We start from the raw sequence: 12,979 nt of genomic DNA on the forward strand, positions 1-12,979 counted from the left end.
TCGGGGTTGCGCCGGTGTGCCACGCCGTCGCCACCCCGGGCCGTCGCCGGATTTTCCCGATCCACCCGGCCGGTCGTCCCGGCCGACCCGACCCGACCGCTCCCGCGTCCTCCGGGGCGGGCCGGGGCCGTTCCCCGATGTGCCCCGGCGTCGCCGTCTCTAGCGTCAGCACGGTCGGCACGGCGCCGGCGGGAAGGGGGCCCGACGGAGATGGGCGGCAGACCGGTGACGGTGCGGTTGGCACGGTGGAGCGCGGAGCATCCGTGGCGCGCGATCGCGCTCTGGGTGGTCTTCGTGGCAGTGTGCTTCGTCGGGGGCAACGCCGCCGGCCTGAACAAGGCCACCCAGGCCGACCAGGCGATCGGCGAGTCCGGTCACGCCGACGTGATCGTCACCTCGGGCGAGTTCACCGATCCGGCGGTGGAGAACATCCTGATCACCCCGCGTACCGGCACCCTGGACCGGGCTGCCGCGCAGGCGGCGGCGACCGACGCGGCCGACCGGCTGCGGCAGGTCACCGGGGTGGCGTCGGTCGGCGAGCCGGTGCCGGCCCGCGACGGTGGCGCGCTGCTGGTGCCGGTCACCATGACCGGCGACCCGCAGACCGCCGCCGACCGGGTGCAGCCGCTGCGCGACGCCACCGCCGACGCCCAGGCCGCCCACCCGCAACTACGGATCGAGCAGGTCGGCGGCCCGTCGATCAACCAGGCGCTGGACGACACGCTGGGCCGGGACTTCAAGCGGGCCGAACTGCTCAGCCTGCCGGTCACCCTGGCCATCCTGATTGTCGCGTTCGGCGCGCTGATCGCCGCCGGGGTGCCGGTGCTGCTGGCGCTCTCCTCGGTGGCCGCCGCGATGGGGCTGTCCACCCTCGCCTCCCACCTGGTGCCCGCCACGGACACCACCGCCAGCGTGATCCTGCTGATCGGGATGGCCGTCGGGGTGGACTACTCGCTGTTCTACGTCCGACGGGAACGCGAGGAACGGGCCAAGGGCCGGTCCGGGCTGGACGCGGTGGAGATCGCCGCCGAGACGTCCGGGCACGCCGTGGTCGTCTCCGGCTTCGCGGTGATCATCTCGATGGCCGGCCTGATGCTCGCCGACGACGTGGTCTTCTCCTCCCTCGCCGTCGGTTCGATCCTGGTGGTCGCCGTCGCGGTGACCGGCTCGCTGACCGTGCTGCCGGCGCTGCTGGCCAAGCTGGGCCGCTGGGTGGACCGCCCCCGGGTGCCGCTGCTGTGGCGGCTCACCGCCCCCCGCGCCGGACGGCACGGGCAGCCGGCCCGGCCCCGGTTCTGGCCGGCGGTGCTGCGGCCCGCGCTGCGCGCTCCCCGGGCCACCCTGATCGTCTCGGTGGGGCTGCTGCTCGCCTTGGCCGCCCCGGCGCTCGGCATGAAGCTGAAGTTCCCCGGCATGGAGGACCTGCCCCGGACCACCCCGGCGATGCAGGCGTACGACCGGCTGACCGCCGCCTTCCCGAGCAGCGGCACCAGCCACACGGTCGCCGTACGGGCCCCCGCCGACCAGGCCGACCGGGTGCGCGCCGCCCTGACCGGGCTGGCCCGTGACGCCGCCGCCGACCCGCTGTTCGCCCCGGTCGAGGCGGACGGCCCGAAGATCGAGGTGTCGGCGGACCGCCGGGTGTCGGTGCTGGAGGTGCCCACCCCGTACGCCAGCCGGGACGACAGGTCGGTGCGCTCCCTGCACGAACTCCGCGACGACCTGCTGCCCGCCGCGCTGCGCGGCATCCCCGGCGTCGAGTACGCCGTCGGCGGCGGGGTGGCCGCCAGCGAGGACTACGCCCGGCACATCAAGGAGAAGCTGCCCCTGGTGATGGCGTTCGTGCTGGCGCTGACCTTCCTGGTGATGACCTGGACGTTCCGGTCGGTGGTGGTCGCCCTGACCTCGATCCTGCTCAACCTGCTCTCCACCGGCGCCGCCTACGGCCTGCTGGTGCTGGTCTTCCAGGGCGACTGGGCGCAGGACCTGCTCGGCTTCACCTCGATGGGGGCGATCGTCTCCTGGCTGCCGCTGTTCCTGTTCGTGGTGCTCTTCGGGCTCTCCATGGACTACCACGTCTTCGTGGTCAGCCGGATCCGGGAGGGTGTCCGGGGCGGCCGGTCCACCGCCGACGCGGTCGCCTACGGCATCACCTCCTCGGCCGGGGTGGTGACCAGCGCGGCGATCGTGATGGTCGGGGTGTTCGCGATCTTCGCCTCGCTCAGCACGATCGACTTGAAGCAGCTCGGCATCGGGCTGGCGGCGGCGATCCTGCTGGACGCCACGATCATCCGGGCGGTGGTGCTGCCGTCGGTGATGACCCTGCTCGGCGAGGCCAACTGGTGGGCGCCCCGGTTCCTGCGCCGCCGCGACCGGCCCGCCGCCACCCCACCGGCCGAACCGACGCCGGAGCTGGTCGGGGTGCACTGACCCGCCGAGGACCGGCCGCCGGTGACCGCCCTCCCTGGGTGGTGCAGCCGGCGGCACGGGTGACCCGGACCGCGCGCCGCGGTCCGGGTCACCCCGGGGTGCCGGGGACCGGCCCGGGATCGGTGGGGCAGGGCACCCGCCACGCGTCCAGCGTCCGGTGCTTGCGGATCGAGACGAAGCCGTAGCCGGTGCTGGTCACGCAGAACCGCTGCGGGTCACCTGTGTACTCGACGTGGAACACCGGTTTCCGCGCGTCGGCGAAGGGGAGCAGCCGGGCGCAGCGCCGCAGCCTGACGCACTCCTCGTCGACGGCGAAGTCGAAGTCGGGTGCGAGGGCGGCCACCTGCCCGACGTCGCCGACCAGGCCGGGGGAGAGGTCCAGGGAGCGGGCCAGCCCGGCCGTCCGCCGGTTGAACAGCAGTTGGTCGTCGAAGCCGAGCGGGAAGCCCGACCGGTGGGCGTGCCCGTCGGCGTCGACGAGGGCCACCGCGCCGAACCCCTTGCCCCGGCAGAGCCGGAACCGGTCGGCCAGGACGGGCCGCAGCAGGTCCCACCGCCGTACGTCCACCCACCGGCTCCCGGGCCGTCCGGCGGCACCGCCGCGCACCGCCGCCGGGTAGCGGGCGGCGTCCGGATCCGTCCCGGCGTACGTCCCGACGGGCACGTGACAGATCAGCCGCCTGTCGCGCCGCCGCAGCGCCCCGGTCTCGGCGGTGCTCACCCGGACCGGGTCGAGGAGGACGACGTCGGCGTCGACGGTGGTGTCGACCGGGCCGGTGAGCTGCCACTGCCACCGCCACTGCCGGGCGACGCCGGGCGGCCAGGGGGTCGGTGCGCCGGGCGGCCCGAGGTCGGGACGGCAGGCGTACACCGGGGTCAGCAGGGCGAGCGCCAGCGTGGCCGGCAGCACCCGGCGGGCGGGGTGGCGGCGCGGCGGCCGGGTGGGCAGCGGCGATCCGCCGCGCGTCGCGGACGCTGACGGCCGGATGCGCATCGGCGGCTCCCGGGTCCCGTGCGGTACGCCGCACGCCTCACCCGGTCAAACGAGAAGCCCCCGGCGACGACGCGGTCACGTCGTCGCCGGGGGCCGGCCGTCCCCGGTCAGCGCGGGGCGGCGAAGTCCTGCGTCCAGTACGGCCCGTTGCCGGTGGCCACCCCGACGCCGATCTCGGTGAACGCGCAGTTGAGGATGTTGGCCCGGTGACCGGAACTGTTCATCCAGGCCTGCATCACCGCAGCCGGGGTCTGCTGGTTCCAGGCGACGTTCTCGCCGTAGGTGCGCCAGGTGTAGCCGGCCCGGTCCAGCCGCTGCCCGGCGTTGCTGCCGTCGCTGCCGGTGTGCGTCATGGTCTGGTGGTCGGCCTGGTCCTGGCTGTGCTGCTGGGCGGCGAGGGTCAGCTTGGCGTTCACGGTGACCGCCGCGCAGCCCGCCTTGGCCCGCTCGGCGTTGACCAGGTCGACGACCTGCTGGGCCTGGCTGCCCCCACCGCCGCCGCTGACCGCCGCCCGGGTGGTGGGCGCGGCCGGGGGCACGGTGCCGGAGCCGCCCCGGGCGGTCTGCCGCGACGCCGCCTGGGTCCGGCTCGGGGTGGGCGTCGGCGTGGCGGTCCGGCTCGGTGACGGGCTCGCCGACGTCGGTGACGGGCTCGGCGTCGCGCTGGGGGAGGCCGGGGCGCTGGTGTCCGGGGCGGTGTCCGGGATGACCGGCGCGGTGGCCACCGGCTCGTCGAGGGCGGCCCGGTCGGCGTTCCCGTCGTCGTCGGGCAGCAGCAGCGCCCCGATGCCGAGGCTCACCACCAGGGTCGCCGCCGCGGCGGCCCCGCCGATGAGCACCGGACGCCGCGACCGTCGTCGGGTACGACCGGTCGCGGCCACCCCGTCGACCGGTCCGCCCGCCGGGGTGGGCACGGTGGCGTCCCGCAGCTCGGCGCGCACCGGCCCGGCGACCGGGTACGCCTGTCGCCCGTCGTGTTCGGCAGGCGTGTCGGTCCAGGGGCCGTCCGGCCCGGTGGCCCGGTCCACCCCGTCGTGCCACGGCCCGGCCTGCGGCTGGGCCCACCGGCCGGCCCCGTCACCGGACCACGACCCGTCCGGCCGGCCCTGCCACGGCTCCTGCCGGGCCTGCCCGGTGGCCGCCTGCCCCTGCCACGCGCCGGCCCGGTCGTCCTGCTCGTCCTGCCATGCGCCGGCCCGGTCGTCCTGCTCGTCCTGCCATGCGCCGGTCCGCCGGTCCTGCCACCTGTCGGTCCGGTCCTCCTGCCACTGCTCGGCGGGTTCGTCCCGACCGCCCGTCCACCGCTCGTCCCGGTCGTCCGGCCAGGCACCGGCCTGCTCGGCGGCGGCCCACTGCCCGGCGGGCTCGGCGTTCCACCTGCCGGTCGGTGCGTCCTGCCAGCCGGTCTGCTCGTCCTGCCATGCCCCGGTCTGCTCGTCCTGCCACGTCCTGGACGGCCCGGTCGGGTGCTGGCCGCGCGGCGCGTCGGCCCACCGGTCGGCGGCGGGGCCCGGGGTGCCCCCGGCGGATCCGGCCGCGGCGTCCGTCCCGCCGGGGCCTGCCGGGGCCGGTGCGTCCACCGCCGGTTCGTCGCCGAAGAGGTACGCCGAGCGGGGGGCGGGACGGTCGGTCAGCCAGGCCGGGTCGTCCGTCGACGGCTGTGGCCGTCGGTATGCGGCGTCCTGGTCGTTCGGATCGGTCCAGCCGTACACGCCTGTCGCCTCCACGGGTCGCTTGCGGGCCGGGGTGACGCTACGGCGGCCACGGAACAGCGGCAATGTGGCTAAGGAAGAGTTAAGGCGGGACGACCGTTCAGGGTCACCGTACCCGGCCGGGAAGGCGTAGAGTCAAGGAGTCCGGACAGAGAGTGTCCGAGCCTTGCGGCCCCCTCGGCAAGTGCACAGGGCAGACGTGGAGATGATCTACGGCCTGCGAGAACTTGACGAACGAGGGGTTGTCGCTCAATATGTAGGTGTCGCCAGTCGCGCCCAGCCACGCCCGGATTTCGGTGGCCTGGTAGTAGTCGCGAACACGAAATGGGCGCGCGTTGGCCGGCTTTTCCGGCAGCGCATATCAAGGAGTCAGCATGGCGAAGGCCCTCTACGGCCACGTAGGTGCAGCGCCCGACCGGCGTCTGCTCGACGAGGTCACCCGACTGCGTTCCAGGGTCCAGGCCTTGGAGTTCGAGATCACGCGCCTGCGTGCCGACAACGATCGGCTCGCGGCGGCTGCGGCGGAGGTGGACGACCTCCTCCGGCTGGCCGAGCCGGCGCTCACCTGATCCTCGGGTACGCAGAAAACTGAACAGCACCACCGCGAAAAAGCGCGCCGACACTTTCGTGCCGGCGCGCAGTGCTGTCCGCCACATATTTTCCCGATCGCCAATTCACGATCTTGTGAGCCGATGTGGCGTAGCACACTCCGATCAATTCCACCCCGCCCCGGCGGTCGGCCGGCGGTGCCGGGGCGGGTCGCGTACCGGTCACCGCGTAGCCACGGGTTAGTCTGCGGGTTCACCAGGTCCGCGCAGCCCGCGACGCCTGCGGTGGCCACCGGACGAGGATCGGACAGGTGCATCTCAAGAGTCTGACGGTGAAGGGGTTCAAGTCCTTCGCCTCCGCCACGACGTTGAAGCTGGAGCCCGGGATCACCTGTGTGGTCGGCCCGAACGGCTCCGGCAAGTCCAACGTCGTCGACGCGATCGCCTGGGTGCTGGGCGAGCAGGGCGCCAAGGCGCTGCGCGGCGGCAAGATGGAGGACGTCATCTTCGCCGGCACCGCCGGGCGGGCGCCGCTGGGCCGGGCCGAGGTCACCCTCACCATCGACAACACCGACGGCGCACTGCCGATCGAGTACACCGAGGTCTCCATCACCCGCCGGATGTTCCGCTCCGGCGAGAGCGAGTACGAGATCAACGGCGACTCCTGCCGACTGCTCGACATCCAGGAGCTGCTCAGCGACTCCGGCATCGGCCGGGAGATGCACATCATCGTCGGCCAGGGCCGGCTGGACGGCATGCTGCACGCCAAGCCGGAGGACCGCCGTTCGTTCATCGAGGAGGCGGCCGGCGTCCTCAAGCACCGCAAGCGCAAGGAGAAGGCGCTGCGGAAGCTCGACGCGATGCAGACGAACCTCAACCGGCTGACCGACCTCACCGCCGAGCTGCGCCGTCAGCTCAAGCCGCTGGGCCGGCAGGCCGAGGTGGCCCGCCGGGCCGCCGCCATCCAGGCCAACCTGCGCGACGCCCGGCTCCGGCTGCTCGCCGACGACCTGCACACCCTGCGGGTCACCCTCGACAAGGAGATCGCCGACGAGACGGCGCTGCGACAACGGCGCGAACAGATCGAGGGCGAGCACGCCGAGGTCCAGGGCCGCCTCGGCGAGCTGGAGGCCGCGCTCGCCGAGGACGCGCCGCTGCTCGCCGCCGCCCAGGACACCTGGTACAGGCTCTCCGCCCTCTCCGAACGGTTCCGCTCGGTGGAGCAACTGGCCCGGGAACGGCTGCGCCACCTCAGCGCCACCGGCGACGACGAGCGCCCCGGCCGCGACCCCGACCAGTTGGAGGCCGAGTCGCAGCGGGTCCGCGAGCAGGAGGAGGAGCTGCGCGCGGCGCTCACCGACGACCAGATCCGGCTCGCCGAGGCCGTCGAACACCGGCAGGAGCTGGAACGCCAGCTCGCCGCCGCCGAACGGGAACTGGTCGCCGCCGCCAAGGCGATCGCCGACCGGCGGGAGGGGCTGGCCCGGCTGACCGGGCAGGTGAACTCGGCGCAGGCGCGGACCACCAGCGCCGGCGAGGAGATCGAGCGGCTCGCCGCCGCGCACGCCGACGCCCTGGCCCGCGCCGACCAGGCCCAGGCCGAGCTGGACGCGGTCGCCGAACAGTCCACCGAGGCCGACCGGGACAACGCCGAACTCGACGACCGGCACGCCGAGGCGGTGGCCGCCCACGAGCGTGCGCAGGCCGCCGTCCGGGCGCTTGCCGACACCGAGCGGGCCGCCGAGAAGGACGCCGCGACGTGGAAGGCCCGCGAGGAGGCGCTCGCCCTGGGGCTGCGCCGCAAGGACGGGGCCGGGGCGCTGCTCGCCCGCGCCGACGAGGTGCCCGGCCTGCTGGGCAGCCTGGCCGGGTTGCTCACCGTCGCCGCCGGCCACGAGGCGGCGCTGGCCGCGGCGCTCGGCGGGCTCGCCGACGCGGTCGCGGTCACCGGCGTCGACGAGGCCGTCGAGGCGATGCGGCTGCTGAAGATCTCCGACGCCGGCCGGGCCGGTCTGCTGGTCGGCAGCCCCGCCGGGCCCGGCATGACCGGCCCCGTCGACGCCCTGCGACCCCGGCTGCCGGAGACCGCCCGGTGGGCGCCGGACCTGGTGGAGTGCGCCCCCGAGCTGCGTCCCGCCGTACACCGGGCGCTGCGCGACGTGGCGCTGGTCGACGACCTCGCCGCCGCCGCCGAGCTGGTCGCCGACAACCCGGAGCTGCGCGCGGTCACCCCGGAAGGGGACGTGGTCGGGGCGTACGCGGCGGCCGGCGGGTCGGCCAAGGCGGCCAGCTTCATCGAGGTGCAGGCCGCCGTGGAGGAGGCCCGGACCAATCGGCACACCGCCGAACGGACGGCTGCCGAGCTGCGTGAACAGCTCGTCGACGCCCGGGCCGGGGTGGCCGCCGCGAAGGAGGTGGTGCAGCACGCCGCCGCCGCCAAGCGGGAGGCGGAGAGCCACCGTAACGCCGCCGCCCGTCGGCTGGCCGAGCTGGGCGCGGCGGCCCGGTCGGCGAAGGCGGAGACCGACCGGCTCGGCGAGAGCCGGTCCCGTGCCGAGGCGGCCCGGGAACGGGACCTGGCGGCCCTCGCCGAGCTGGCGGAACGGCTGCGGCTCGCCGAGGACACCCCGATTGACGCGGAACCCTCCACCGAGGAACGGGACCAGCTCGCCGCGATGGTGCCCCGGGCCCGGCAGAACGAGATGGAGGTCCGCCTCGCGGTGCGTACCGCCGAGGAGCGGGTCGCCTCGATCGCCGGCCGGGCCGACTCGCTGGCCCGGCAGGCCACCGCCGAGCGGGCGGCCCGGGAGCGGGCGGCGGCGCGGCGGGCGGCCCGGACCCGGGGCGCGGCGATCGCCCGCGCCGTGGTCGGCGGCGCCCGCGAGGCGCTGACCCGGCTCGGCACCTTCATCGCGCGGGCCGAGGAGCACCGCGACGCGGTCGCCCGGGAACGCGCCGCCCGGGAGGCGGAACTCCAGGAGGTACGCGGCGCGGCGAAGCGGCTCGGCGCGGAGTTGGAGCGGCTGACCAGCCAGGTGCACCGGGACGAGGTGGCCCGCGCCGAGCAGCGGCTGCGCATCGAGCAGTTGGAGGCCAAGGCCGCCGAGGACTTCGGCCTGGACGTGGAGACCCTGGTCGCCGAGTACGGCCCGACCCAGCCCGTCCCGCCGACCCCGGTGGACGTGGCGGCGGCCGAACGCGACGGCCTGCCGGTGCCCGAGCCGGTCCGCTACGAGCGGCCGGTGCAGGAGAAGCGGGCCGCCAAGGCGGAACGGGAACTGGCCCTGCTCGGCAAGGTCAATCCGCTCGCGCTGGAGGAGTTCGCCGCCCTGGAGGAGCGCTTCAAGTTCCTCTCCGAGCAGTTGGAGGACCTCAAGGCCACCCGGCGTGACCTGCTCACCGTGGTCAAGGACGTCGACGAGCGCATCCTGGAGGTCTTCGCCAGCGCGTTCGCCGACACCGCCCGCGAGTTCGAGCAGGTCTTCACGGTCCTGTTCCCCGGCGGCGAGGGCCGGTTGGTCCTCACCGAACCCGACGACCTGCTCACCACGGGCGTGGAGGTGGAGGCCCGGCCGCCCGGCAAGAAGATCAAACGGCTGTCGCTGCTCTCCGGCGGCGAACGGTCGCTGACCGCCGTGGCGATGCTGGTGGCGATCTTCCGGGCCCGACCCAGCCCGTTCTACATCATGGACGAGGTGGAGGCGGCCCTCGACGACGTGAACCTGGGCCGTTTGATCACCCTGCTGGCCCAGTTGCGGGAGAAGAGCCAGCTGATCGTCATCACCCACCAGAAACGGACCATGGAGATCGCCGACGCGCTCTACGGCGTGACCATGCGCAGCGGGGTCACCCAGGTGATCAGCCAACGGCTCAACCGGACCGACGCCGAGCGGTCCGACGGACACGAGGAGAATCAGTAGTGGCACGGGAACGGCCGACGGCGCTCCTGCTCGACTTCGACGGCGTGCTGCGGCACTGGGACCCGGCGGTGGCCGCCGACGTCGAACGGGAGTACGGCCTCGCGGCCGGGGTGCTCGGCGAGATCGCCATGCACTGGGGGCGGCTGCAACCGGTGCTGACCGGGCAGGTCAGCCACGCCGACTGGATGTCCAGTGTGGCCGACGCGCTGACCGAGTCGGTCGGCCCGCAAAGGGCGCGCGCGGCGGTGGAGCAGTGGCAGCGCTACCGGGGCGAGATCGACGCCGACGTGCTGGCCTTCGTCCGTGAGGCACGGGCGGGCGGCGTCCGGGTCGGGCTCGGCACCAACGCCACCGACCTGCTCGACACCGACCTCGCCGAGCTGGGCCTGGTCGGTGAGCTGGACGTGGTGGTCAACTCCTCGGTCGTCGGGGTGCACAAGCCGGCGAAGGAGTACTTCCAGGCCGCCTGCGCCGCCCTGGAGACCCCGCCCGCCCGGGTGCTCTTCGTCGACGACGAGGACTGGGCGACCCGGGGGGCACGGGCGGCCGGGCTGTCGGCGTACCGGTGGAGCGGGCCGGAGGGGCTGCGTTACCTGCGGGCGGCGCTGGCCCACTGACGCCCGACGGGGGCCGCGCCGACCGGTGACGGGGTCACTCGCCGGTGACGCCGTCGAGGCGTTCCCGGATCAGGTCGGCGTGGCCGTTGTGCCGGGCGTACTCCTCGATCAGGTGCAGGTAGGCCCAGCGCAGGCTGAACGTCCGCTGTTGGGGGCCGACCTCGGTGAACGTCTCGTCGAGCGAGCGGCCGACGGTGGCGGCCCGGGCCAGCTCGACCTGCCGGTAGTAGGTGACGAGGTCGGCCTCGGCGTCGGCGTGGCTGACGTCGAGGTCGGCGCGCGGATCGTCCACGGAGCCGTACGGGTAGTCGACCTGCTGCCCGGCGAAGTTCTCCCGGAACCACCAGGACTCCACCTCGCCCAGGTGCCGGACCAGGCCGAGCAGGGTCAGCCCGGACGGCTGCACGCTCGGGGTGCGCAGCTGCTCGGCCGTCAGCCCGGCGCACTTGAGCAGCAGGGTCTGCCGGTGGTAGTCGAGCCAGCTCTCCAGCATGGCCCGTTCGTCACCGACGGGAAGTTCCGGGGTCCGGGTGATCTCCGGTGCTCGCCAGGTCATGCCGGTCATCCTCGCCCACCGGTCCGACACTTCCGGGACCCCGCATCCGGTCAGGGGACGACGAGGACCGGCCAGCGGCCGGTGCGGACCAGGCGGGTGGCGACGGAACCGACCAGCCGGTGCCCGGCCTGCTCGGAGGAGCCGACCACCACCAGGTCCGCCCGGGACTCGTCGGCCGCCGCCCGCAGCTCGGTGTACGCGTCCCCGCGCCGGCACAGGAACGTCACCGGCAGGCCCAGTTCCTCCGCGCCCCGGCGGCACTCCTGCCGCAGCTCGTCGGCGAGTTCGTCGTGGGTCCGCTGGACCGCCCCGGCCACCACCCCGGGCATGAGGGAGGTGTAGCCGGCCGGGGCGCTGACGAAGACCACCACCAGCCCGGCGCCCTGCCGGCGGGCCAGCCCCGCCGCGTACGACGCGGCACGCAGCGAGGTCCGGCTGCCGTCGACCCCGACCAGGACCACCCGGGGCCCGTCGGTGCCCCGCTCGAACTCCAGCGGGCGGGCCTGCGGGCCGTACTGCTCACGCTCGACGGGGACGCTCACCGGTCAGTCCTTGGTTCCGGTGCGGACCACCGCCGCCCCGCCGCCCGCGGCGACGGCGGACTCCTGCGTGACGGTGTCGGCCAGCGGGTCGCCGTTGTGCCGCCGCAGCGGGATCTCCTTGATGAACAGGACCGCGATCAGGGAGATCAGCCCGAACGGGGCGGCGGCCAGGAAGATGTCGCCGGCGCCGTGGCCGTAGGCGCTCTCCACCACGACCCGGATCGGGCCGGGCAGGGTGTGCACGTCCGGCAGCACGCCACCGCCGCCCGCACCGCCGGCCGGGATGCCCAGCGCGGTCAGGCCGTCGGCGATGTAGTCCTTGACCCGGTGGCCGAGGACCGCGCCGAGCACGGACACGCCGACCGCGCCGCCGAGGCTGCGGAAGAACGCCACCACCGAGCTGGCCGCGCCGAGTTCGTGGGTGCCGACGGTGTTCTGCACGGCGAGGACGAGGTTCTGCATGGTCATGCCGAGCCCGAGGCCGATCAGCGCCATGTAGATCGCGAGGTGCCAGTACGGGGTGTCGTAGCGGATCGTGCCCATCAGCGCGAAGCCGGCGGTGAGCAGGGCGGAGCCGGCGACCAGGTAGCGCTTCCAGCGGCCGGTGTTGGTGATGATCCGGCCGACGACGGTGGAGGAGACCAGCAGGCCGAGGATCATCGGCATGGTCATCAGGCCGGACATGGTCGGGCTCTCGCCCCGGCTGATCTGGAAGTACTGGCCGAGGAAGACCGAGGCGCCGAACATCCCCACGCCGACGGCGATGCTCGCGACGACGGCGAGGGTGATGGTGCGGTTGCGGAACAGCCGGGGCGGGATCATCGGGTCGCTGGCCCGGTTCTCCACCCGGACGGCGAGCACGCCGAGCGCGACCGCGCCGGTGACCATGACGGCGGTCTGCCAGGACAGCCAGTCGTACCTGTCGCCGGCCAGGGTGACCCAGATCAGCAGCAGCGACACGGCGGCGGTGATCAGGGTGGCGCCCCACCAGTCGATCTTGATCTGCCGCTTGACGACCGGCAGGTGCAGGGTCTTCTGGAGCACCACCAGGGCGGCGATGGCGAACGGTACGCCGACGTAGAAGCACCAGCGCCAGCCGAGCCAGTCGGTGTCGACGATGACGCCGCCGATCAGCGGGCCGCCGATGGTGCCGAGGGCCATCACCGCGCCGAGGTAGCCGCTGTACCGGCCGCGCTCGCGGGGCGCGATCATCGTCGCCATGATCACCTGGGCCAGGGCGGTGAGGCCGCCGGCCCCGACGCCCTGGAGCACCCGGCAGGCGATGAGCTGTTCGGTGGACTGGGACAGGCCGGCCAGCACGGAGCCCAGCACGAAGATGGCCAGGGAGAGCTGGACCAGGATCTTCTTGCTGGTCAGGTCGGCGAGCTTGCCCCAGATCGGGGTGGTCGCGGTGGTGGCCAGCAGGGTCGAGGTGACCACCCAGGTGTACGCGGACTGGCCGCCCTTGAGCTCGGTGATGATCCGCGGCAGCGCGTTGGAGACGACCGTGGAGGAGAGGATCGCGACGAACATGCCCAGCAGCAGTCCGGAGAGGGCCTCCAGGATCTGCCGGTGGGTCATCTCGACGCCGGTCGCTTGGGTGGGCGCTGTCGCCTGGGTCATCGTCGCTGCCTCCGCTGGCGGTGAAAAGGGTGCCTCG

At 74.1% G+C, this 12,979-nt stretch carries 9 protein-coding genes; 4 read left to right on the plus strand and 5 right to left on the minus strand.

Annotated features, from left to right (window positions below):
- Window positions 1–210 precede the first annotated feature (210 nt).
- The gene (locus Q2K16_RS28160) at window positions 211–2,430 is read left to right on the plus strand and encodes an MMPL family transporter (protein ID WP_302741247.1); all 2,220 of its coding nucleotides are present in this window, start codon (window positions 211–213) and stop codon (window positions 2,428–2,430) included.
- Window positions 2,431–2,518: 88 nt separating this feature from the next.
- Here Q2K16_RS28160 and Q2K16_RS28165 read toward each other — a convergent pair whose 3' ends face one another.
- Window positions 2,519–3,424, minus strand: a complete 906-nt coding sequence (locus tag Q2K16_RS28165) for an endo alpha-1,4 polygalactosaminidase (protein WP_302741248.1) — start codon at window positions 3,422–3,424, stop codon at window positions 2,519–2,521.
- Window positions 3,425–3,531: 107 nt separating this feature from the next.
- On the minus strand, window positions 3,532–5,202 hold the full coding sequence (locus tag Q2K16_RS28170; RefSeq protein WP_489671821.1) for a CAP domain-containing protein: 1,671 nt from the start codon (window positions 5,200–5,202) through the stop codon (window positions 3,532–3,534).
- A 308-nt stretch (window positions 5,203–5,510) separates the two neighbouring features.
- On the opposite strand from Q2K16_RS28170, the gene Q2K16_RS28175 reads away from it, so the two are divergent.
- From Q2K16_RS28175 to Q2K16_RS28185, 3 genes are all read left to right on the plus strand, one after another.
- Window positions 5,511–5,705, plus strand: coding sequence for a hypothetical protein (locus Q2K16_RS28175; protein ID WP_067305353.1), 195 nt, complete (start codon window positions 5,511–5,513; stop codon window positions 5,703–5,705).
- Window positions 5,706–5,995: 290 nt separating this feature from the next.
- The gene (gene smc, locus Q2K16_RS28180) at window positions 5,996–9,604 is read left to right on the plus strand and encodes a chromosome segregation protein SMC (protein WP_302741250.1); all 3,609 of its coding nucleotides are present in this window, start codon (window positions 5,996–5,998) and stop codon (window positions 9,602–9,604) included.
- Window positions 9,604–10,221 carry an HAD family hydrolase gene (locus tag Q2K16_RS28185; protein WP_302741252.1) on the plus strand — a complete coding sequence of 206 codons (618 nt, stop codon included), beginning with the start codon at window positions 9,604–9,606 and terminating at the stop codon, window positions 10,219–10,221. The genes smc and Q2K16_RS28185 overlap by 1 nt, the downstream gene beginning before the upstream one ends.
- Before the next feature lie 34 nt (window positions 10,222–10,255).
- Here the strand turns inward: Q2K16_RS28185 and Q2K16_RS28190 are convergent, their stop codons facing one another.
- From Q2K16_RS28190 to Q2K16_RS28200, 3 genes are read right to left on the minus strand one after another with little or no spacing between them, the layout of a single operon-like run.
- On the minus strand, window positions 10,256–10,777 hold the full coding sequence (locus Q2K16_RS28190) for a DinB family protein (RefSeq protein WP_302741254.1): 522 nt from the start codon (window positions 10,775–10,777) through the stop codon (window positions 10,256–10,258).
- A gap of 50 nt (window positions 10,778–10,827) precedes the next feature.
- On the minus strand, window positions 10,828–11,319 hold the full coding sequence (locus tag Q2K16_RS28195) for a universal stress protein (protein WP_302741256.1): 492 nt from the start codon (window positions 11,317–11,319) through the stop codon (window positions 10,828–10,830).
- A gap of 3 nt (window positions 11,320–11,322) precedes the next feature.
- The gene (locus Q2K16_RS28200; RefSeq protein ID WP_302741258.1) at window positions 11,323–12,942 is read right to left on the minus strand and encodes an MDR family MFS transporter; all 1,620 of its coding nucleotides are present in this window, start codon (window positions 12,940–12,942) and stop codon (window positions 11,323–11,325) included.
- Between the last annotated feature and the right edge of the window lie 37 nt (window positions 12,943–12,979).

Source organism: Micromonospora cynarisoli (assembly GCF_030518815.1).
Taxonomy (GTDB): domain Bacteria; phylum Actinomycetota; class Actinomycetes; order Mycobacteriales; family Micromonosporaceae; genus Micromonospora; species Micromonospora wenchangensis.

Excerpts from the sequence above, each read along its gene's own strand:
- Q2K16_RS28160 (WP_302741247.1), top strand. The coding sequence starts at position 211 with ATGGGCGGCAGACCGGTGACGGTGCGGTTGGCACGGTGGAGCGCGGAG.
- Q2K16_RS28190 (WP_302741254.1), bottom strand. The coding sequence starts at position 10,777 with ATGACCTGGCGAGCACCGGAGATCACCCGGACCCCGGAACTTCCCGTC.
- Q2K16_RS28175 (WP_067305353.1), top strand. The coding sequence starts at position 5,511 with ATGGCGAAGGCCCTCTACGGCCACGTAGGTGCAGCGCCCGACCGGCGT.
- Q2K16_RS28165 (WP_302741248.1), bottom strand. The coding sequence starts at position 3,424 with ATGCGCATCCGGCCGTCAGCGTCCGCGACGCGCGGCGGATCGCCGCTG.
- Q2K16_RS28200 (WP_302741258.1), bottom strand. The coding sequence starts at position 12,942 with ATGACCCAGGCGACAGCGCCCACCCAAGCGACCGGCGTCGAGATGACC.